Origin of the sequence: Streptomyces monashensis, from assembly GCF_001866665.1 — a bacterium.
GTDB lineage: Bacteria > Actinomycetota > Actinomycetes > Streptomycetales > Streptomycetaceae > Streptomyces > Streptomyces monashensis.
On sequence record NZ_MLYO01000035.1, the window covers coordinates 180351 to 200661 of the forward strand.

Below are 20311 nucleotides of genomic sequence, written 5' to 3' on the forward strand. Positions count from 1 at the left end.
GTGACGGCGAGGAGAGGGCCCACGGCTCTCAGATCCACGGCTCTGCGCGACACCCTCACTCTCATCGGCCTGCCGGTGCTGGCCGCGCTCGCGCTGCCCGCCGCGTTCGCCGGCGGCGGCACCCGGCGCTGGTTCGGCGGCCGGGCGGAGGGCCAGCGGGCCGAGGCACAGGCGGCGAAGGACGCGGCGGCGGCCGCGTTCTACGAACTCGACACCGCCCAGCGGGACCTGCGGATCTCCGTCGAGACCATCACGGCGGTGGACGACACCCCGGCCGCCCGGCGCGCCGCGAGCGACTTCGCGGCGCTCGGCGGCCGGATCGACGAGGTCAGCCAACGCTACATCCAGGCGGTCGACGCCCACGATCTCGACCGGGACGACCTGGAGGCCTCCGCCGCGTCCCGCGCGCGCTCGGAGCTGACCGCCGCCAAGGACGAGCTGCTGCGCGTCAAGCAGGAGCTGGACCGGTTCGGCAGCTCGCTCGCGCCGCTGCTGGGCAAGGCCGAGACCCAGCTGGCCCGGGTGGCTCCCGCCGTGGAGCGGGCCCGGCAGGCGCTGCTGGGCGCGAGCAACGCGCTGGACGCCGTGCGGGCGCGGGCCCTGCGGGCCGACGACCTCGCGGGCCGGCTCGCCGCGCTGTCCCCGGAGCTGACGAAGCTGAACCAGGGGGCCGGGCAGCACGGCGTGCAGCAGACGCTGGAGCGCGCCGAGCGGGTGCAGCGGGAGGCCGGGGCGATCCGGGCCGAGGCCGAGCGGCTGCCGGAGCTGGCGGCCGAGATCGACCACCGGCTGGTCTCGCTGCGCACGCGCGCGCAGGCGCTGACCACGCGGGCCGGGCAGGTGGACCCGGTCCTCAGCGAGCTGCGGCGACGGTTCGCCGCGGCCTGCTGGCAGGATCTCCAGCACGTGCCCGAGCAGGCCGCGGAGAACGTACGGCAGGCCGAGCTGAAGCTGCGCGAGGCGCAGTCGGCCCGGGAGGCCCAGCGCTGGCCGGACGCCACGTCGCTGCTGTCGACGGTCCGGGCGCTGCTGAACACCACCGACGAGGCCGTGTCGGCCGCCGGTGACCGGCTGACCAGGCTGAACGCCGTGCAGAAGGATCCGCAGGCCGAGATCGAGCGCACCCGGTTCGCGATCCGGGACGCGCAGCGGCTGGCGATGAGCGGGCGGTCGACGCCGGATCCGCGTCATGCGCGGCCGCTGGACGAGGCGGTGGGACGGCTGGAGAGGGCCGCGGCGTCGCTGGAGGGGCGGCACCCGGACTACTGGCACTTCCTGACCGAGACGGACGCCGTGCGGCAGGCCGCGGCCGGGGTGGTCGCGCGGATTCGTGAGGAGCGCGGCGGGCACTGAGCGGCGGGCACTGCTGTTGCCCCACCCGGTGAGGTGGGCGGATATTGGGTGGACGGATGGCCTCCGCTATACGCCCGAGGGAGGCGGACATGGCCACACACGCAGCGCACCCGCAACAGCGGCAGCGGATCCGGTTCGATCAGCATCTGCCCGTCGACCACCGGCTGAACACGGTCTACCGGATCGGCGCGGGCCTAATCGGCGCGTTCCTCGTCGCCTTCGGCATCCTGGGTCTGTTCCACAACATCGGCTTCTTCAGCACCGGCGGTGCCGAGGTCGTCGGGCTGAACACCAACGACACGCTGAGCGTGCTGTCGATCGCCGTCGGGGCGATCCTGCTGGCCGGCATGGTGATCGGCGGGAACGTGGCGTCCACGCTGAACATGGTGTTCGGGGTGCTGTTCCTGCTGGCCGGCTTCCTGTTCCTCGGCCTGCTGGACACACCGCAGAACTTCCTGGCGTTCAAGATCCAGAACGTGTTCTTCAGCTTCGTCGTGGGCCTGCTGCTGATGACCTTCGGCATGTACGGCAGGGTCGGCTCGACCCTGCCGCACGACAACCCGTACTGGCGGGCCCGCCATCCCTCGACGGACGGGCCCGAGCAGCGGGCGGACGATCAGGTGCGGTAGGCGTAGAAGTACGCGCCCGGGTACGACGCGGCGAGGCTCGCCACCGACCGGTTGTAGGTGTTCGTCGAGTGGTACGTCACGTACGGCACGCCGTAGCGGTCGCGGTAGGTGACGATCATCGAGTGGTCCTTGGACCCGTCCCGGTTGAAGTCCATCTGGATCACGTCGCCGAGGTCCGCCTGGTAGACGTCGGCGAGCGGCGTGACGCGCTTGGAGGACAGGGCGAACCAGGAGAACTCGTTGACGCCGACGAACGAGTCGGACTGGATCTCGGAGTTGCCGAACCACTTGTGGAAGTCCGTGCCGTCGCCGGGGACGTGCTTCCAGCCGCCCGCCTTCAGGGACTGGCTGACGAAGTTGGTGCAGTCACCGCCGTCGGCCTCGCCGTTGAAGTCCGGGTAGTCCGGGTTGTAGTGGCTCCAGTACTTCTGCGCGTACGCCACCATGGCCTGGTAGTCGTAGGTGCCGCCGGTGAGCTTCTTCGGGTTGGCCGGTGCGGGCCAGGTGGTGGCGGCGCGGGGCGCGTCCGGCGGACCGTCGTCGGCGGGCGTGGTCTTCGCCTTGGCGACCGACGGCGTGACGACCTGGTTCACGGCGAGGTAGCCGTCGTCGGTGTCCTTGATGCCGCTCAGCTGCCAGTCGCCGTGGCGGTCGGCCTTGAAGGTCAGCTCGTGGTGCGCCTGGAAGCCGGTGGTCTTCGGTCCGTTGGCCGACGGCTTCTCGTAGGTCAGGGTCGTGGTCTCGGTGACGGCGACCTTGGCGCTGCGGCCGTGCACCTCGGTCGCGTCGAGCGTGACCTGCGTGCTGCCGGCGCGGTACTTCTCGCCGAGCTTGGCCAGCAGACTCCTGCGGGCGGTCAGCGTCCGCACGGCGGACGACTCCTGGTGGCTCTGCCCACCGGACAGGCGCACGGAGCCGGAGAAGCCCGCCGTGTGCCGCGTGCCCTTGCTGCCGACGCCGTCCACGAGGGCCTGGGTGCGGTCGGTGAAGACCGCGTCGGCCAGCTTCTGGAAGGTCGCCTTGGTGGCCGCGTTCACCGTCGGGTCGTCCACGACGGCGGCGCCCGCGGTCCAGTTGGGCAGCAGGGCCACGCCGGCGACCAGCGAGGCGGCCGCGGCGCCCACTATGGTGGCGCGGCGGCGCTTACGGCTCAGTTTTCTCGATCTCAATGATGTTCCCCTCTATGCCGGTAGGCCTACCGAGCGGTACGCATCCTTACACGGATCGTGTGACTGGTGTGAAGAGAGCTGCACAAGCGGAACTACTGTTACTCGCTTGTCACTTGAGGACGTTCACCGCACGACCGTCGACCAGTCCGGCGACTGGGCCGGGTCGAGGGCGCGCAGCGCCGCGAGGGTCTGCGGCTTCTGGACGTCGAGCCAGTCGGCGAGCTCCTTGAAGGACACGCACTTGACGCCCTTCTTGGTGCAGATCTTCGGGACGATCTGGTCGACGGCCTTCATGTAGATGCCGCCGTTCCAGTTCTCGAAGTGGTTGCCGATGAACAGCGGTGCGCGGCTGCCGTAGTACACGCGGTTGAAGCCGTCCATGTAGGACTGGACGGTCTGCTGCTCCCACTGCGGGTACTTGGCCGGGTCGCCGTGCACCTCGCCGTTGGACTGGTTGTAGAGGAAGTTGAAGTCCATCGACAGGCCCTGGAAGTCCTTGCCCGCGTACGGGAGCATTTCGAGCGGGAAGTCCCAGACGCCGTTCTTCTTCGTCGGCCAGATCTGGAAGTCGCCCGGCGAGCTGGCGTCGTAGCGCCAGCCGTAGCCGTACTTCTGCAGGGCCTTCAGCAGGTTCGGCTGGCCCTCCAGGCAGGGCGCGCGGCCGCCGGCGACCTCCTGCTTGAAGTCGAAGGGCAGGGCGGGGATGTCCTTGAAGCCGGTGTTGGTCTTCCAGTTCTCCACGAACGAGTAGAACTGGTCGATCTCGCTCTTCCACTGCTCGACGCTCCAGTCGCCGCCGCCCTTGGCGCCGCAGAAGTGGCCGTTGAAGTGCGTGCCGATCTCGTTGCCCTCCCCGTAGGCGAGGCGCAGCTGCTCCAGCGTGGTGCGGATGTGCTCGTCGGTGGCGTAGTCGATCGCGGCGTCACCGGGACTGTGCATCGGGCCCTGGTACAGCGACTTCTTGCTCTTGGGCAGCAGGTAGATGCCGGTGAGGAAGAAGGTCATGTGGGCGTCGTACTCCTTGGCCATCTCCCGGTAGTGCGAGAAGAGATGGTCGTCGCCCTCCAGCGCGCCGTCCCAGGAGAAGACCACGAACTGCGGCGGCTTCTCGCCGGGTTTGAGCGGCACCGGCTTGAGCGTGCCCTTCTGCGGGCCGGTGTAGGAGGTGGAGCCGTCTCCGAGGATCTTGGTCTTGCCGTCCCAGGAGGGGGTCGGGCTGGGCTTGGCGCCGGTCTTCGGCTGGGGCCCGGAGGCGGCCGCCGGGGCGGTGCGGTCCGTGCGGGTCAGGGCCAGGTACCCGGCCACGAGCGAGGCGACGACGAGAAAGGCGGCCAGTGTCAGGATCTGCGGCCGGCGTATGAGGGCCGGTGCGGGTGCCTGCTTGCGGCGCGGCGACTTCTTGCGGGGCATGCGCGGCTCAATCTGCGAGGAGGACGGCGGGTGCGGGTGCGGGCCCGGGGGTCAGCCCAGGCCCATGGCTGCCGACCAGAGTCGGTACGGCACGCTGTCGGCGGACGTTCCGGCCAGCCCCTGGAGTGGCAGCGGCTCCAGGGACTTGGCCAGGTCCATCCGGTAGACGACCACCGCCGTGGAGACGGAGTCGTCGCTGCCGGCGTACCAGGCTGCGGTGTCGTTGGCGGTGGTGCCGGCCTTCCCGGCCAGGTGCGGCTGCAGCGCGGCCGTGGACGGGTGGGCGGCGCGGAAGGAGTCGGTGAGCGCGTCGGTGACGTCCTGGGCCACCTCGGTGCCGACCGCGCGCTGTGGCTGCGGTGTGTTCAGGGAGACCGGCGCGCCGTTGCGGGTGATCCGGCGCACCGAGTACGGCTCGGTGTGGGTGCCGGCCGCGGCGAACGTGGCGTAGCCGCTCGCCATCCGGATCGCGCTCGGCGTGGAGTTGCCGAGCGACAGCGCGGGCACCTGCGGGCCGATGGTGTCGGACAGCAGCCCGGCGGCCTCGGCGGTCCGGCGCACCGTGTCCAGACCGGTGTCCATGCCGAGTTGCATGAACGGGGTGTTCACCGACCGGGCGAGCGCCTGGCGCAGGGTGATCTTCCCGTACGACGTGTTGCCGTCGTTGTGCGCGGTGACCTTCTTTCCGCTGCGGTCCCAGTAGGGCCCCTCGGGGGTCGTGACGGGGATGTTGTCGTCGCCGTCGTAGACGCTGTCCGGGGTGACGGGGGTGGCGGGCCCGCCGCGCGTCTTGTGGACACCGTGCTCCAGCCCGGCGGCGTAGACGAACGGCAGGAAGGCCGAACCGGCCGGGACGGTGGCCGCGTTGGACTCGTTGTAGCCCTGCGTACGGTGGTCCGGGCCGCCGTACACGGCGAGGATCCGCCCGTCGGCGGTGACGGAGGCGGCGCCGTAGTGGGCGTCCTTCGCCGGGCCCGGGTCGTTCCGCTTCGCCTGCTTGCGGGCCTTGGTGACGGCGTCGGTGAGCGCCTGCTCCCGTTTGCGGTCGAAGGTCGTGTAGATCTGGTAGCCGCCCAGGTCGAACTGCTGGTCGGTCAGGCGGCCGGCCTTCTTGGCGTACTGCGAGGCCAGTTCGACCAGGTAGTCGCTCTGCGCACCGGTGTTGTAGAGCGGGTTGGTCTTCAGCGGCTCGGGAAACGTCGTGTACGTGGCGCGCTGCTGCGGGGTCAGCCGGTGGATCTTGACCATGCGGTCCAGGATCCACTTCCAGCGCTCCAGGGCCCGCTGGTGGTTGGCCGCGCTGAGCGTCGGGTCGTACAGACCGGCGCCCTTGAGCAGTCCGGCGAGCATGGCCGCCTCGGAGACGTTGAGCTTGCTGACGTCCTTGCCGTAGTACGCCTGGGCGGCGCGCTGGATGCCGTAGCTGCCGCGGCCGAACCAGCTGGTGTTGAGGTAGCCCTCCAGGATCTGGTCCTTGCTCATCTTGTTGTCGAGCTTGAGGGCGATCATCGCCTCGGTGAACTTGCGGCTGATCGTCCGGTTCTGGTTCAGATAGACGTTTTTGACGTACTGCTGGGTGATGGTGGACCCGCCCGCGGTGTCCCCCTCGCCCACTGTCTGCCACAGGCCGCGGGTGATGCCCCGCACGGATATGCCGGGGTCGGAGTAGAAGGTCTCGTTCTCCGCCGCCAGCACCGCCCAGCGGACGTCCTGGGGGATGTCCTTGAGCGGCATCGCCTGCCGCTGCACCCAGCCCGTACGGGCCATGGGGGTGCCGTCGGACCAGAAGAAGACGTTGTCCTGCTGGGTGGCGTACGAGTTCAGGTTGCTCGGAATGTCCGTCATCGCGTACGCCGTGACGAGGAAGGCGCCGAGCAGGCCGAACGACGTGAGGACACCGCCGATCCACTGCCGCCACGAGGGCATCCAGCGGCGCCAGCCGGTCCGGCCGGGGCGCGGGTAGACGGGCTTGAGCCGGCGGGCGTAGGGCGCGAGCCGGCGGGCGTACGGCGCCAGGGGCGCGAGCAGCGCGAGCAGTCGCCGGGCGGTCGCCTCCGCGCGCTGGCGCGCCGAGAGGCGGGCGCTGCGCCGGCGCTCGGCCCGGCCGCCCCCGGTCGGCTCCGGCGACTCCGGCGGTGCGGGCACCCGCAACTGCATGGTCTCGTCCGCCGGGGCGGCATTGACCCTTATGTGCAGGGTTGCCTCACTGTCGGGCAACTCCACACCATCATCTCCCCCTTGGGGACGATCCTGTCCCCGCGACGCGTCAGTCACGACGGCGTCTCCCCTCCGCACTCGCTCGTGCTCGCGCGGTGAGCTGAGCGTTCTCGCAACGGCGCAAACAAGCTATCAGCGTATTTTCGAAACCCTCACACATGTGTCTGTGAAGAAGCCGGTTCGATATGGATCACACCTGGATCACAAGAGCCCGAACCGGGCCCCGGCGGCTACCCTGGGCCCATGCCTCGCTATGAGTACCGCTGCCGGACCTGCGGCGACACGTTCGAACTGAGCCGACCGATGGCGGAGTCGGCCGCACCCGCCTCGTGCCCGGGCGGCCATGACGACACGGTGAAGTTGCTGTCCACCGTGGCGGTCGGGGGTACGGCGGCGCCCGCCCCCGCGGCCGGTGGCGGCGGGGGCGGCTGCTGCGGCGGAGGGTGCTGCGGCTAAGTCTGCCGGGCGGACTTCAAGAATTCCCTGAGAATTCGCTCCCCCGCGAGGACCCCCCGCTCCGGCAGCGCGGTGATCCCCGGTGCCGTCCACCCCGTGTCGGCCAGCTCGCCGTGGCCGGGACGCCAGCCCCGGTCGGCGGCGAGCAGGAGGTCTGCGTCCAGCAGGGAGTCACCGGCGGACAGCGTGAGGTCCGCGCCCGTGCGGCGGGCCACCTCGCGGACCGCGGCGCTCTTGGTGAGCGGCTGCGGGACGGCGTAGAGCTTGCGGCCCTGGAGCGAGACCGTCCAGCCCCGCCCCTCCGCCCAGGCCGCCAGCTCCTTCACCCACTCCTCGGGCAGCAGCTCGCGCTCCACCACCAGGTAGGTGAACAGCTCCTCGGCGACCCGGTGCTTGCGCAGCCACGCCGGGTCGGCCGTCCGCGCCAGATGATCGTGCACCTCCGCCAGCGGCGCGCACTCGTCCGCGAGGCGCGCCTGCACGCGCGCGTGCCAGTCGGCGTCGGTGACCCCGTCGACCAGCAGATGGCCGCCGTTGGCACAGATCGCGTACGTGGGGGGCGGTCCCGGCAGATTGATCCGCTGGTACTGCTTGCGGGTCCGCGTGGTCGTCGGCACGAAGACGGCCGCGTCCCCGAGGTCGGTCAGCAGCTGGGCGGCCGTCTCCGTCAGATACGACAGCGGCCTCGCCTCGTGCACCTCCACGCACAGCAGCCGGGGCGCCCGGGCGTCCGGCATGGTCAGCGCGAGGGCCGCCGAGGAGTAGATCAGCGTACGGTCGAGGTCGCTCGCCACCAGCACCGGCATCAGACGTTCACCGCCCTGCCGTCGGCGCCCGTGGCGCCGCGGGTGTACCTGGGGTGGATCAGCCCGACGCAGGTGTACGGCAGCTCGCCGACCTCCTCGACGGGTACGCCCCGCTGCTCGGCGAGCAGGCGTACGTGGTCGAGGTCGGCGCCCGCGCCCGCACGGGCCAGGATCTTCCAGGGCACCCGGCGCAGCAGCACCCGGGTGGTCTCGCCGACGCCGGGCTTGACGAGGTTGACGTCGTGGATGCCGTACTCCTCGCTGATCCGCTCGACGGCCCGCCAGCCCGCCCAGGTCGGGGTGCGGTCCTCGGCCATCAGTTCCTTGGCGGCGGTCCCGGCCGCGTCGGCGACCTCCGGGAAGCGGGCGGCGACGGCGTCGAGGAAGGCCACGGAGACGTCGGAGCCGGCGAGTTCACGGTAGAACTTGGCGCCGTGGAAGTCGTCCGGACCCACCAGGTCGGCGCGCAGCACCGTACGGGAGATCAGGCCGGAGACCGTGGAGTTGAGGCAGGCCGAGGGGATGAGGAAGTCCTCCCGGGTGCCGTAGGTGCGCACGCAGGAGCCCGGGTCGGCGAGGACGGCGATCTCCGGGTCGAAGCCGCCGGCGCCTTCCGCCCGCTCGAACTCCTCGACGGCCAGGGCGAGTTCCCGGGTGATCGCGCCCTTGCCGGTCCAGCCGTCCACGAAGACGACGTCCCGCGGGTCGTGGTGCGCGGCCAGCCAGCGCAGCGCGGTGGCGTCGATGCCCCGGCCGCGCACGATGGAGACGGCGTAGTGCGGCAGGTCGAGCCCGTGCCGGAACCGCGCCCAGCGGCGCATGAGGACGCCGACCGGGGTGCCGGCCCGCGCCAGCGACACCAGCACCGGCCGCGGCGACCTCTGGGCGAGCACCGTCTCCGTCACCACCCCGACGGCCTGCGCGATCCGGGCGGCGGAGGCGTCGAGGGCGGCCTGGAACAGCTCCTGGTACTGCTCGCTGGGCTGGTACTCCACCGGCAGCGACTCGGCGTAGTGCGCCCCGCCGCTCTGGATGGCCTCCTCCCGCTCCTCCGTCGGCGCCTCCAGGGTCACGTCGGAGAGGTCCTGGAGGAGCCAGCCGACGTCGTCGGGCGCGTACGAGGAGAATGCGGGGCCGCGGAGGGGCTCGGGCAGCATGGCCGGCCTTTCGGGAGCGTGCTGGGGCTCGGGGACGTAGGACGGGACGACCGCGAGCAGGACGTGCGGGACGTGCGCCGCGAGCTGGGCCGCCAGCCCGTCGGGCGCATGCAGGGCCGGGGTGTCGGCGACGGAGTCGACCACGGCGACGACGGCGTCGAACCCCGCGCCGGCGACGTTGTAGGCGTACCGCTCGCCGGGCCCGTCGGCCGGGTCGTCGTGGGCGGGGAAGACCAGGCGGGTGCGGATGGCGTAGCCGGGGTCGTCCAGCGCGAGCACGGGCGACCGGGTGGTGGTGGAGAACCGCACCTCGGCCTCCGTGATCCGCTCCAGCTCCCGGGCGAGCCGCAGCGGGGCGTACATCAGCTCCTCGAAGCCGAGGACGAGGACGCGGCGGGCGGCGGGCAGGGCGTCGGCGAGCCGGGCGGCCATCCCGGGAAGGGCGGCTTCGAGGCGGGCGCGATGGGCGGGGGTGAACCCGTGCCGCCCGCCGTCGGGGAGGCGGTGCGGCCAGTGGAGTTCTATTCGGCCGTACGGGGGCGTCCGGTCGGCCGCGGCGGGCGCGCACCCGGCGTCCTCGTGGCGGGAAACCAGCTGCCGCCCCTTCTCCAGGACGTCCGGCGGCAGCCGCACCGTCCCGGACGCGGCGGCGACCAGGTCCACCCGCGCCCCTATCTCCGTGGCGAACCGTTTCATCCGGTCGACGTCCTGCGCCGACCGCATGTCGACCAGCGCGACCACCACATACCGCTCCCGCGGATACCGGTCATGCAGATCACGCACCGTGTTCAGCACGGTGTTGCCGGTCGAGAACTCGTCGTCGACCAGCACCAGCGGACCGTCACCGGCCAGCAGCGCGGGATCCTCCGGCAGCAGCAGATGCGAGGTGGCGTGCGAGTGCGACTCCTCGAAGCCGCCCGCGCGGGCGACCCCGGCGACCGGCCGCCGCGTGGAGTGCAGGTACGGCGCCGTACCGAGCCCGTCGGCGACGGCGTGGCCCAGCCCGGTCGCCGTCTCCGCGTACCCGAGGACGACCGCTCGGGCCGCCTGCGCCCCGCCGAGCAGACCGGCCACCCGGCGGCCCAGCCGGACCCCGTGCCCGTAGACCACGGAGGGCGACTGCGGCACGTGCTTGCCGAGGACGTTCGACACCAGCAGATGGGCCCGCTTGGGGTTGCGCCGCAGCGCGAGCCCCAGCAGGGACCGCAGCCCGTCGTCCCCCACGAGCTCGACCCCGAGCCGCTGCGCGACCCAACCGCCGGACCAGACCCCGTCGTTCACTGCGTTCCTCATACGTCCCTTATCCCGGCGGCGAGCAGCTCCACGAAGCCGACGTCCTCGTGGGCCACGCCGAACGCCTCGGCGCGCAGCAGGGTCCGCTCGGCCCAGGCGCGATGCGGCTTCACTTCGTTCATCTTGTTCGTGTAGGCCGACCTGAGGACTCCTCCGCCGCCGCGTTCCGGCCTCAGGATGTCCTGGGCGTCGCTGTACTCCTCGTGGCTGACCACGGACAGCGCGTGCACGGGCAGCACATGGGAGGGGTGGATGCAGGTCTTGCCGAGCAGGCCGTTGGCGTGGTCGAGGGAGATCTCCCGCAGCAGTCCGTCCATGGCGTGCTCGATCAGCTTCTCGCGCAGCTCGACGGCCTGCACCTCCAGGAAGGGGCTCTGCCGCAGCTGGGGCTTGAACATGCGCTCGGAGAGGCGGAAGTACTCCCACACGGGCCCGGTCACGGTGAATCCGGTGCCGTCGGCCCGGCCCAGCATGTTCACGACGTCGGCGATCACCGAGGCGACGATCTGCACGTCGTAGGCGGTCATGTCGGGGGCGCGGCGCAGGCCGTAGGAGGAGCAGAAGTCGGTGACGCCGAGGCGCAGCGCGAGCACCCGGTCGCGGAACTTGTCGACCGCGCGGAAGACGCCCTCCAGGGTGTCCACCCGGGACTCGCGGTAGAGCAGCTCGGGGGATTCCAGGACGGGCATGGCGAACAGCCGGCGGCCGCTCTCGGCCTCGGCGGCCGTCAGGGCCTCCAGGAACGGGATGCCGCGCTCCTCGGTGAACTTGGGCAGCACGAATCCGGACAGCAGCCGGACGGACGCGCCGAGCCGTCGTACGAGGTCGGGTATCTGCTCGGGGGCGCGCACCCGGATGAAGAGCAGCGGCGGCTCGCAGCCGGGCCGGGCGGCGAGGTCGGCGAACTGGCGGACGAGGTTCTCCTCGCCGGCCACGACGTCCGCGTCGTCGATGGAGTCCTCCAGGCACAGCACCATCGAGATCACGCCGTTCCCGGCCTGTTTGACGATGTCGTCGGCGAGCCGCGGCCGGGTGGCCGGGCTGTACAGGGTGGCGCCGAGGGCTGCGGCGAGCAGCCGGGCCGGGGAGTCGGCGGTGAACGCGGCCGGCTCCCGGTGGAAAAGGCGCTGCCGCACCTCGGGGGCGATGTGCCCGAAATGACGCATAGGACTCCCCCATGGGCGCGAGCCCGAGTCTGTGGGTTCGGTAAAAGGTGGCTGGTAATAGTACGTAGGGACCCATGTCCTGGGTTCCCTGCGGTCATGAACTTCCGGTAACCCGCTTGTGTCGGCGGCCGTCCGCGGCCCTGCCCCGCTTGCCCCCCGCATTGTCGTGACCAGGACCGAGAGGGCAGGATGACCGCATGACGCACGCCATGCTGAAGGGGTCGAACGTCCCGCTGGAGGCCACCACGGTCCGCGCCGTGCTGCGCTGGACGCCCGGGCAGGGGGTCCCGGACGTGGACGCCTCGGCCCTGCTGCTGGGCCCCGACGGCCGCGTGCGCTCGGACGAGGACTTCGTCTTCTACAACCAGCCCCGGCACCCGTCCGGAAAGGTGTGGCGGCTCGGCAAGAAGCGGGTCACCGAGGGGCTGACGGACACGATCCAGTCAGACCTTTCCGGTGTCGAGCCGAGCGTCGGGCGGATCGTGCTCGTCGCCTCCGCGGACGGCGTCACGTTCGACCAGGTGCCGGCGCTGTGCATCCTGCTGTACGACGCGGGCGCCGACGGGGAGCCGCTGGCCACCTTCGAGATCAAGCCGGAGACCGGCGCGGAGACGGCGATGATCTGCGGTGAGCTGTACCGGCGCGGGGAGGGCTGGAAGTTCCGCGCGCTGGGCGAGGGGTACCAGGACGGGCTGAAGGGCCTCGCGACGGACTTCGGCATCTCGGTGGACGAGTCGGAGGGGGCCGAGCCGGAGCCGGAGCTCACGGCCTCCCAGCCGCTGCCGCCCGAGCAGCCGACCTCGGTCGTGCCGCAGCAGCCGCCCGCGTACGGCTATCCGCAGCCGACGTCGGCCGCGCCGGCGTACGGCTACCCCCAGCCGCAGCCCGTGCCGGTGCCCGCCGGGCCGCTGGACCCGAACTTCCGGCTGCCGCCGCAGGGGCCCCAGTTCATCGGGCGGTGAGGGGACCCGCCCTCACCGGTCCGCCGTCTTGTAGCCCCGGCCCCACTGCAGACCCCACCCGTACAGCCGGTCCAGCTCGCCCTGGAAGCCGTACACGAACTTCACCTCGCGGCGCACGAGCAGTTCGTCCTTCACGTTCTCGATCATCACGACGGCGCACGAGCGCGCCTGCGGATGGCGCTCGTCGAGGCCGATCTCTATGCGCGGGCCGTTGCTGGGGTAGAGCGTGACGATGGCGTGGGTACGGTCGAAGGCCGGGGTCTGGTCGTAGATGTAGACGAAGACCAGCAGGCGTTTGATCTGGTCGCGGTGGTCGAGGTTGACGTACATCGTCTCGCCCGACGCCGAGCCGAACCGGTCGTCGCCGCTGAGTTTGATGTACGGCGGGGCGTTGACGTCGCCGAGGAGGTTGCCGAGCGGCTGGACGACGCCCTTCGTGCCGTCGGCCAGCTCGTACAGGCAGCCGAGGTCGAGGTCGACGTTGACCATGCTCTGGCCGTGCCCGAGCACCTCCGGCGGTTTGAGCGCCCTGAAGGGGTGCCGGAAGAGGCCGGCACGCGGGGCGGTGTCGAAGTCGTCGGACGTGCGCATCCGCCAGGTCAGGTTGACCCGCAGGTTGCCCGTGGCCGCGCCCTGTTTGGTGAGGGACACCGTGTGGTGCCGGACGGACATCTGGATGGAGCCGGTCGCGGCCTCACCCGAGTCGAAGTTGGCGGCGCTGGCGCCCCGCAGTCCGTCGAAGAAACCCATTCCCGCCCCCAGGTCACGTGGCTGTACACCGGTACGTCGTCGCCCCCGCACGCCGACGGGGCGGCCGGCCCGCGCCGGCCGCCCCGTTCAGAGCGTTCCTCACCCGCGGGGGCGTCACACCCCTGAGGACACCTCGGCCGGGGCGTCACTGCCCTCGCCGGCTGCCTCGAGCGCGCGGTTGCGGCGGACGGAGGACCAGAAGGACAGGGCGATCAGGACGACACCGACGAGACCGGTGATGACCTCGTTGATCTCGTGCTGGATGGTGACCATGAGGATCACGGCCAGGGCGCCGATGGCGTAGTGGGCGCCGTGCTCCAGGTAGACGTAGTCGTCGAGGGTGCCCTGGCGGACCAGGTAGACCGTGAGCGAGCGGACGTACATCGCGCCGATGCCGAGGCCGAGGGCCATCATCACGATGTCGTTGGTGATGGCGAAGGCGCCGATCACACCGTCGAAGGAGAAGGACGCGTCCAGGACCTCCAGGTAGAGGAACATGAAGAACGCGGCCTGGCCGGCCAGCAGCACCGCCGACTTCTTCTTGCCGGTGCGGGCGGCCTCTTCCTCCTCCTCGTGCTCGCGCTCCTCCTCTTCCTCCAGCCGGTCCTCGAAGTAGCCGGACAGACCGCCGACGATCATGTACGTGATCAGGCCGGCGATGCCGGAGATCAGGACCGTCTGGGCCTTGTCGACGTGGGCGCCGCCGTGCTGGTGGGCGTGCGTGGCGAAGGTGAAGGAGGTGATCAGCAGGACGATCAGGGCGATGCAGACCGACAGCATGTCGACCTTGCCGAGCTTGGCCAGGGGCCGCTCGATCCATTGCAGCCACTGGATGTCCCGGTCCTCGAAGATGAAGTCGAGGAAGATCATCAGCAGGAACATCCCGCCGAAGGCGGCGATCGCCGGGTGGGCGTCGGTGACCAGCTGCTGGTACTGGTCCTTGTCCGTGAGCGCCAGGTGGACGGCGTCGTAGGGGTTGAGCTTCGCCGTGATGGCCACGATGACGACGGGGAAGACCAGCCGCATGCCGAACACGGCGATCAGGACGCCGACCGTGAGGAAGATCTTCTGCCAGAAGGCGTTCATCTTCTTCAGGATTCCGGCGTTGACCACGGCGTTGTCGAAGGACAGGGAGATCTCGAGAACAGCGAGGATCGCCACGACCCCGAAGGCCTCCCAGCCTCCGTAGAAGACTGCGGCGACGAGGCCGAGCGCGGTGACCGCGAACGACCAGCCGAAGGTTTTCAGAAGCACTGGCTACCCAATCATCTTTGGGGGCACCGCCCAGACGAAGTCTGGGGGCGGGTCTCCCCCGCGCCGTACTCGGCTTTGCGAAACGTTGACCCGAGTCTAGAGGTGCACCCTACCGGCGGTACCAACCGCTACGAAACGTTCACCCCGAAGTCGAGGGCGATGCCGCGCAGTCCGGACGCGTAGCCCTGGCCGACGGCGCGGAACTTCCATTCGCCCTGGTAGCGGTAGAGCTCGCCGAAGATCATGGCGGTCTCGGTGGAGGCGTCCTCGCTCAGGTCGTAGCGCGCCAGCTCCTGGCCGTCGGCCTGGTTGACCACGCGGATGAACGCGTTGGAGACCTGGCCGAAGGTCTGACCGCGCTCGTCCGCCATGTGGATCGAGACGGGGAAGGCGATCTTCTCGCACTGCGGCGGGACCTTGGCGAGGTCGACCAGAATCGATTCGTCGTCGCCCTCGCCCTCACCGGTGAGGTTGTCACCGGTGTGCTCGACGGAGCCGTCGGGGCTCTTGAGCTGGTTGTAGAAGACGAACCACTCGTCGCCCAGCACCCGGTTGCCGGCGCCGCACAGCAGCGCGCTGGCGTCCAGGTCGAAGGGGGCGCCGGTGGTGGACCGCGCGTCCCAGCCGAGCCCGATCATGACGTTCGTGAGGTTGGGTGCGGCTTTGGAGAGGGAGACGTTGCCTCCCTTGGCGAGCGTGACGCCCATGATGGTGGTCCTCCCCTAGTGGTGCTTCTCTGGTTGTCCTGCGCGTCCGGCGCCGCCCCTAAACGGTGCGGCGCCGGACGGTTGCGGGGTCGGACGCCGGTCGTCAGACGTTGACGCCGAAGTCCTGGGCGATGCCGCGCAGCCCGGACGCGTAGCCCTGGCCGATGGCGCGGAACTTCCACTCCGCGCCGTTCCGGTACAGCTCGCCGAAGACCATCGCGGTCTCGGTGGAGGCGTCCTCGCTCAGGTCGTAGCGGGCGATCTCCTGGCCGCCGGCCTGGTTCAGCACCCGGATGTAGGCGTTGCGGACCTGGCCGAAGGACTGCTGGCGGTTCTCCGCGTCGTAGATCGACACCGGAAAGACGATCTTCTCGATGTCGGCCGGGACGCCGGCCAGGTTGACCTTGATGGCCTCGTCGTCGCCCTCGCCCTCACCGGTGAGGTTGTCACCGGTGTGCTCGACGGAGCCGTCGGGGCTCTTGAGGTTGTTGAAGAAGACGAAGTGCTGGTCGCTCGCGACCTTGCCGGCGTTGTTCAGCAGCAGCGCGCTGGCGTCGAGGTCGAAGTCGCTGCCGGTCGTGGTGCGGGCGTCCCAGCCCAGACCGACGAGGACCGCGGTCAGGCCCGGGGCCTCCTTCGTCAGCGATACGTTGCCGCCCTTGCTGAGGCTGACTCCCACGAGTCCTCCATGTGGTGTCCAGGGGCGGGGAGCCCCGTCGTGCTTCGGATACGGGATCAACGTGCCGATCCTAGTGACGGGTTCCCGCCCCCCGCAGACCCTGGACCCGACGACGCACAGGTGTCGGCCCACGGTCGGCCTACAGGGTGTCGAGCGCCTTCACGTACTCGTCCAGGTCACGCGCGTCCGGCAGACCGTTGACCACGGTCCAGCGCACGACGCCCTCCTTGTCGATGATGAAGGTGCCCCGCACGGCGCAACCCTTGTCCTCGTCGAAGACGCCGTACGCGCGCGAGACGTTGCCGTGCGGCCAGAAGTCGCTCAGCAGCGGGTACTCCAGGCTCTCCTGCTCGGCGAAGACACGCAGGGTGTGGATGGAGTCGTTGGAGACGGCGAGCACCTGGGTGTCGCGGTCGGCGAACTTCGGCAGGTTGTCGCGCAGCTCGCACAGCTCGCCGGTGCACACACCGGTGAAGGCGAAGGGGTAGAAGAGCAGGACGACCTTCTTCTCGCCGCGGAAGTCCGAGAGCTTCACGGTGGCGCCGTGGTTGTCCTTGAGCTCGAAATCAGGGGCCTTGTCGCCGACCTGGATCGCCATCGGGATGTTTCCCTTTCGGTGGGCTGTTCGGAGGAGAACAGCCTACGGCGACGGGGGCGGCGGTCACCCGGAGGGACCGCCGCCCCCGCCTCGTTCACCTGCGGGAGACCGTCAGCGCTTGGCGCCCTTCGGGGACAGCAGCTTGGTGCCGTTCCAGTCCTTGCCCGCGCTGATGCTCTTGGTCTGCGACAGGCCGGCCGTCTGCGTCGCCTCGTTGATGTCGCTGGGTTCGACGTACCCGTCCCGGCCGGTCTTCGGCGTCAGCAGGACGATGTGGCCGTCCTCTTCGAGGAACCCGATGGCATCGACCAGCGCGTCCGTCAGGTCGCCGTCCTCGTCACGGAACCACAGCAACACGGCATCGGCCACGTCGTCGTAGTCCTCGTCCACCAGCTCGGTGCCGGTGACCTGCTCGATGGACTCACGGAGTTCCTGGTCGACGTCTTCGTCGTAGCCGATCTCCTGGACCACCTGGTCGGGCTGGAACCCCAGCCTGACGGCCAGGCTCGTCTCCGCGTGGTCCGCGGTCGCGCTCACGGTCTGCCTCCTGATCATGTCTTTGGGAACAACTCAGCCACGCGCGTGCGCGTGATGCTTGGCCGTAGTCCACACGTGCGGGGCGGATCGCGCAAGTACCCGGCCCTCCGGACCGCCGAAACGGTGACGATCCCGACCTTGTCACCGCAACTTCTGGCACCACGCCCCGATCCAGAGTGACCCAAATCACACGCATTTGCCTGTTTTGCGGGTCCCCTCTCCCGGCACTCCCCTCTCGGCTCTCCTCGGCTTCCCTCGACTTCGCTCGACGGAAATCACTGGCGGAGATGACGTACGCGGCCCCGAGGTAGACGATGGGGAACGGTGTAGGCAGGTGCGGACAAGCAGAGAACAGCAGAAAACAGCAGAAAAACGGCCCTCTGACAGGTAAGGAACAGCGTGGCTTCCGGATCCGATCGCAACCCGATCATCATTGGCGGCCTTCCGAGTCAGGTTCCTGACTTCGATCCCGAAGAGACCCAGGAGTGGCTCGACTCCCTCGACGCCGCCGTGGACGAGCGCGGCCGGGAGCGGGCCCGCTATCTCATGCTCCGCCTGATCGAGCGGGCCCGCGAGAAGCGCGTGGCCGTACCCGAGATGCGCAGCACGGACTACGTCAACACGATCCCGACCAAGAGCGAGCCGTTCTTCCCGGGCAACGAGGAGATCGAGCGCAGGATCCTCAACGCGACCCGGTGGAACGCGGCCGTGATGGTCTCGCGCGCCCAGCGCCCCGGCATCGGCGTCGGCGGCCACATCGCCACCTTCGCCTCGTCCGCCTCGCTGTACGACGTCGGCTTCAACCACTTCTTCCGCGGCAAGGACGACGGCAAGGGCGGCGACCAGGTCTTCTTCCAGGGCCACGCCTCCCCCGGCATCTACGCGCGCGCGTACCTGCTCGACCGGCTCACCGAGGAGCAGCTCGACGGCTTCCGCCAGGAGAAGTCGAAGTACCCGAACGGCCTGTCCAGCTACCCGCACCCGCGCTCGATGCCGGACTTCTGGGAGTTCCCGACGGTCTCCATGGGCCTCGGCCCGCTCGGCGCGATCTTCCAGGCCCGGATGAACCGCTACATGGAGGCGCGCGGCATCGCCGACACCTCCGGCTCCCATGTGTGGGCGTTCCTCGGCGACGGCGAGATGGACGAGCCGGAGTCGCTCGGCCAGCTGTCCATCGCGGCCCGCGAGGGCCTGGACAACCTGACCTTCGTGGTCAACTGCAACCTGCAGCGGCTGGACGGCCCGGTACGCGGCAACGGCAAGATCATCCAGGAGCTGGAGTCGATCTTCCGGGGCGCCGGCTGGAACGTGATCAAGCTGATCTGGGACCGCACCTGGGACCCGCTGCTCGCGCAGGACCGGGACGGCATCCTCGTCAACAAGATGAACAACACCCCGGACGGCCAGTTCCAGACGTACGCCACGGAGTCGGGCGCCTACATCCGGGACCACTTCTTCGGCGACGACCACCGGCTGCGCGCCATGGTCGAGAACATGACCGACGACCAGATCCTGCACCTGGGCCGCGGCGGTCACGACCACCGCAAGATCTACGCGGCGTTCACGGCGGCCAAGGAGCACAAGGGCCAGCCGACGGTCATCCTGGCCAAGACGATCAAGGGCTGGACGCTGGGACCCAACTTCGAGGGCCGCAACGCCACGCACCAGATGAAGAAGCTGACGGTCGACGACCTCAAACGCTTCCGCGACCGGCTGCACCTGCCGATCACCGACCAGCAGCTGGAGTCGGGCCCGCCGCCGTACTACCACCCGGGCCGGGACACCGACGAGATCCAGTACATGCACGACATGCGCAAGCAGTGCGGCGGGTACGTCCCGACGCGCGTCGTGCGCTCCCAGCCGCTGCCGCTGCCGGACGACAAGACGTACGCGACGGTGAAGAAGGGCACGGGACAGCAGTCCATCGCGACGACGATGGCGTTCGTCCGGCTCCTCAAGGACCTCATGCGGGACAAGGAGATCGGCCGGCGCTTCGTGCTGATCGCGCCGGACGAGTACCGCACGTTCGGCATGGATTCCTTCTTCCCGAGCGCGAAGATCTACAACCCGCTGGGCCAGCAGTACGAGTCGGTGGACCGCGAACTGCTGCTCGCCTACAAGGAGTCGCCGACCGGCCAGATGCTGCACGACGGCATCTCCGAGGCGGGCTGCACGGCGTCCCTGATCGCGGCGGGCTCGGCCTACGCCACGCACGGCGAGCCGCTGATCCCGGTGTACGTCTTCTACTCGATGTTCGGTTTCCAGCGCACGGGCGACCAGTTCTGGCAGATGGCCGACCAGCTGGCGCGCGGTTTCGTGCTGGGCGCGACCGCCGGCCGTACGACCCTGACCGGTGAGGGCCTCCAGCACGCCGACGGCCACTCGCAGTTGCTCGCCTCGACCAACCCGGCGTGCGTGGCCTACGACCCGGCGTACGCGTACGAGATCGCGCACATCGTGCAGGACGGCCTGCGCCGGATGTACGGCGGCGACGCCGAACACCCGCACGGCGAGGACGTCTTCTACTACCTGACCGTCTACAACGAGCCCATCCGGCACCCGGCCGAGCCGACGGACGTGGACGTCGAGGGCATCCTCAAGGGCGTCCACCGGATCGGTCCGGGCACGGCGGGTTCGATCCCGGCGCAGATCATGGCGTCGGGCGTGGCGGTGCCGTGGGCGCTGGAGGCGCAGCGGATCCTCGCCGAGGACTGGAACGTACGCGCCGACGTCTGGTCGGCCACCTCCTGGAACGAGCTGCGCCGCGAGGCGGTGGCGTGCGAGGAGCACAACCTGCTCCACCCGGAGGAGGAGCAGCGCGTACCGTACGTGACACGCAAACTCGGCGGCGCCGAGGGGCCGTTCGTGGCCGTGTCCGACTGGATGCGCTCGGTTCCGGACCAGATCGCGCGGTGGGTGCCGGGCACGTACCAGTCGCTGGGCGCGGACGGCTTCGGCTTCGCCGACACCCGGGGCGCGGCGCGGCGGTTCTTCCACATCGACGCGCAGTCGATCGTGGTGGCGGTCCTGACCGAGCTGGCCCGGGAGGGCAAGGTCGACCGGTCCGTGCTGAAGCAGGCCGTCGACCGGTACCAATTGCTGGATGTCACCGCCGCGCATCCGGGTGCGGCGGGCGGCGACGCGTAACGCTGCGCTTCGCTTCGGCCG

17 protein-coding genes are annotated in these 20311 nt (G+C 70.1%); 5 read left to right on the forward strand and 12 right to left on the reverse strand.

From position 1 onward, the window contains the following. Entirely contained in the window at positions 1-1353 is a 1353-nt protein-coding gene (locus BIV23_RS22020) for a coiled-coil domain-containing protein (RefSeq protein WP_071382628.1), read from the forward strand. Between the two features lie 89 nt (positions 1354-1442). Continuing rightward, positions 1443-1982, forward strand: coding sequence for a DUF4383 domain-containing protein (locus BIV23_RS22025; protein WP_071382629.1), 540 nt, complete (start codon positions 1443-1445; stop codon positions 1980-1982). Here BIV23_RS22025 and BIV23_RS22030 read toward each other — a convergent pair. From BIV23_RS22030 to BIV23_RS22040, 3 genes are all read right to left on the reverse strand, one after another. After that, entirely contained in the window at positions 1970-3085 is a 1116-nt protein-coding gene (locus BIV23_RS22030) for an amidase domain-containing protein (RefSeq protein ID WP_177239994.1), read from the reverse strand. The two genes, BIV23_RS22025 and BIV23_RS22030, sit on opposite strands and share 13 nt — an antisense overlap. Positions 3086-3274: 189 nt before the next feature. Next, a complete protein-coding gene (locus BIV23_RS22035; protein WP_071382630.1) occupies positions 3275-4561 on the reverse strand; it encodes a polysaccharide deacetylase family protein in 1287 nt (428 codons plus the stop codon). Positions 4562-4612: 51 nt separating this feature from the next. After that, entirely contained in the window at positions 4613-6718 is a 2106-nt protein-coding gene (locus tag BIV23_RS22040; protein WP_079173286.1) for a transglycosylase domain-containing protein, read from the reverse strand. A 303-nt stretch (positions 6719-7021) separates the two neighbouring features. On the opposite strand from BIV23_RS22040, the gene BIV23_RS46515 reads away from it, so the two are divergent. Further along, a complete protein-coding gene (locus BIV23_RS46515) occupies positions 7022-7234 on the forward strand; it encodes an FmdB family zinc ribbon protein (protein WP_079173287.1) in 213 nt (70 codons plus the stop codon). On the opposite strand, the gene BIV23_RS22045 is transcribed toward BIV23_RS46515, so the two are convergent. Genes BIV23_RS22045 through BIV23_RS22055 form a run of 3 tightly spaced genes read right to left on the reverse strand, consistent with a single transcriptional unit; the run spans position 7231 to position 11656 of the window. Next, positions 7231-8040 carry an HAD family hydrolase gene (locus tag BIV23_RS22045; RefSeq protein WP_071382631.1) on the reverse strand — a complete coding sequence of 270 codons (810 nt, stop codon included), beginning with the start codon at positions 8038-8040 and terminating at the stop codon, positions 7231-7233. The two genes, BIV23_RS46515 and BIV23_RS22045, sit on opposite strands and share 4 nt — an antisense overlap. Continuing rightward, the gene (locus tag BIV23_RS22050) at positions 8040-10490 is read right to left on the reverse strand and encodes a phosphoribosyltransferase (RefSeq protein ID WP_071382632.1); all 2451 of its coding nucleotides are present in this window, start codon (positions 10488-10490) and stop codon (positions 8040-8042) included. The genes BIV23_RS22045 and BIV23_RS22050 overlap by 1 nt, the downstream gene beginning before the upstream one ends. Next, entirely contained in the window at positions 10487-11656 is a 1170-nt protein-coding gene (locus BIV23_RS22055) for an HpcH/HpaI aldolase/citrate lyase family protein (protein ID WP_071382633.1), read from the reverse strand. The genes BIV23_RS22050 and BIV23_RS22055 overlap by 4 nt, the downstream gene beginning before the upstream one ends. Positions 11657-11853: 197 nt before the next feature. On the opposite strand from BIV23_RS22055, the gene BIV23_RS22060 reads away from it, so the two are divergent. Next, positions 11854-12618 carry a TerD family protein gene (locus tag BIV23_RS22060; RefSeq protein WP_071382634.1) on the forward strand — a complete coding sequence of 255 codons (765 nt, stop codon included), beginning with the start codon at positions 11854-11856 and terminating at the stop codon, positions 12616-12618. A gap of 12 nt (positions 12619-12630) precedes the next feature. Here BIV23_RS22060 and BIV23_RS22065 read toward each other — a convergent pair whose 3' ends face one another. From BIV23_RS22065 to BIV23_RS22090, 6 genes are all read right to left on the reverse strand, one after another. Then, the gene (locus BIV23_RS22065; protein ID WP_071382635.1) at positions 12631-13368 is read right to left on the reverse strand and encodes a TerD family protein; all 738 of its coding nucleotides are present in this window, start codon (positions 13366-13368) and stop codon (positions 12631-12633) included. A 114-nt stretch (positions 13369-13482) separates the two neighbouring features. Beyond that, positions 13483-14622, reverse strand: coding sequence for a DUF475 domain-containing protein (locus BIV23_RS22070; protein WP_071382636.1), 1140 nt, complete (start codon positions 14620-14622; stop codon positions 13483-13485). Positions 14623-14750: 128 nt separating this feature from the next. Then, positions 14751-15329: a TerD family protein gene (locus tag BIV23_RS22075; RefSeq protein WP_071370379.1), complete on the reverse strand. Its 579-nt coding sequence runs from the start codon at positions 15327-15329 to the stop codon at positions 14751-14753. Positions 15330-15432: 103 nt separating this feature from the next. Continuing rightward, on the reverse strand, positions 15433-16008 hold the full coding sequence (locus BIV23_RS22080; RefSeq protein WP_071370380.1) for a TerD family protein: 576 nt from the start codon (positions 16006-16008) through the stop codon (positions 15433-15435). A gap of 139 nt (positions 16009-16147) precedes the next feature. Further along, complete coding sequence (locus BIV23_RS22085; protein ID WP_071382637.1) at positions 16148-16606, reverse strand: peroxiredoxin; 459 nt, start codon at positions 16604-16606, stop codon at positions 16148-16150. Positions 16607-16717: 111 nt separating this feature from the next. After that, the gene (locus BIV23_RS22090) at positions 16718-17143 is read right to left on the reverse strand and encodes a DUF3052 domain-containing protein (protein ID WP_071382638.1); all 426 of its coding nucleotides are present in this window, start codon (positions 17141-17143) and stop codon (positions 16718-16720) included. Between the two features lie 399 nt (positions 17144-17542). Here BIV23_RS22090 and aceE point away from each other — a divergent pair, with 399 nt between their 5' ends. Beyond that, the gene (gene aceE / locus BIV23_RS22095) at positions 17543-20290 is read left to right on the forward strand and encodes a pyruvate dehydrogenase (acetyl-transferring), homodimeric type (RefSeq protein WP_071382639.1); all 2748 of its coding nucleotides are present in this window, start codon (positions 17543-17545) and stop codon (positions 20288-20290) included. The last annotated feature ends 21 nt before the right edge of the window (positions 20291-20311 follow it).

Coding starts and splice junctions, on each gene's coding strand:
- BIV23_RS22060 (WP_071382634.1), top strand. CDS start 11,854: ATGACGCACGCCATGCTGAAGGGGTCGAACGTCCCGCTGGAGGCCACC.
- BIV23_RS22050 (WP_071382632.1), bottom strand. CDS start 10,490: ATGAGGAACGCAGTGAACGACGGGGTCTGGTCCGGCGGTTGGGTCGCG.
- BIV23_RS22065 (WP_071382635.1), bottom strand. CDS start 13,368: ATGGGTTTCTTCGACGGACTGCGGGGCGCCAGCGCCGCCAACTTCGAC.
- BIV23_RS22085 (WP_071382637.1), bottom strand. CDS start 16,606: ATGGCGATCCAGGTCGGCGACAAGGCCCCTGATTTCGAGCTCAAGGAC.
- BIV23_RS22035 (WP_071382630.1), bottom strand. CDS start 4,561: ATGCCCCGCAAGAAGTCGCCGCGCCGCAAGCAGGCACCCGCACCGGCC.
- BIV23_RS22025 (WP_071382629.1), top strand. CDS start 1,443: ATGGCCACACACGCAGCGCACCCGCAACAGCGGCAGCGGATCCGGTTC.
- BIV23_RS22075 (WP_071370379.1), bottom strand. CDS start 15,329: ATGGGCGTCACGCTCGCCAAGGGAGGCAACGTCTCCCTCTCCAAAGCC.
- BIV23_RS46515 (WP_079173287.1), top strand. CDS start 7,022: ATGCCTCGCTATGAGTACCGCTGCCGGACCTGCGGCGACACGTTCGAA.
- BIV23_RS22055 (WP_071382633.1), bottom strand. CDS start 11,656: ATGCGTCATTTCGGGCACATCGCCCCCGAGGTGCGGCAGCGCCTTTTC.
- BIV23_RS22040 (WP_079173286.1), bottom strand. CDS start 6,718: ATGCAGTTGCGGGTGCCCGCACCGCCGGAGTCGCCGGAGCCGACCGGG.
- BIV23_RS22045 (WP_071382631.1), bottom strand. CDS start 8,040: ATGCCGGTGCTGGTGGCGAGCGACCTCGACCGTACGCTGATCTACTCC.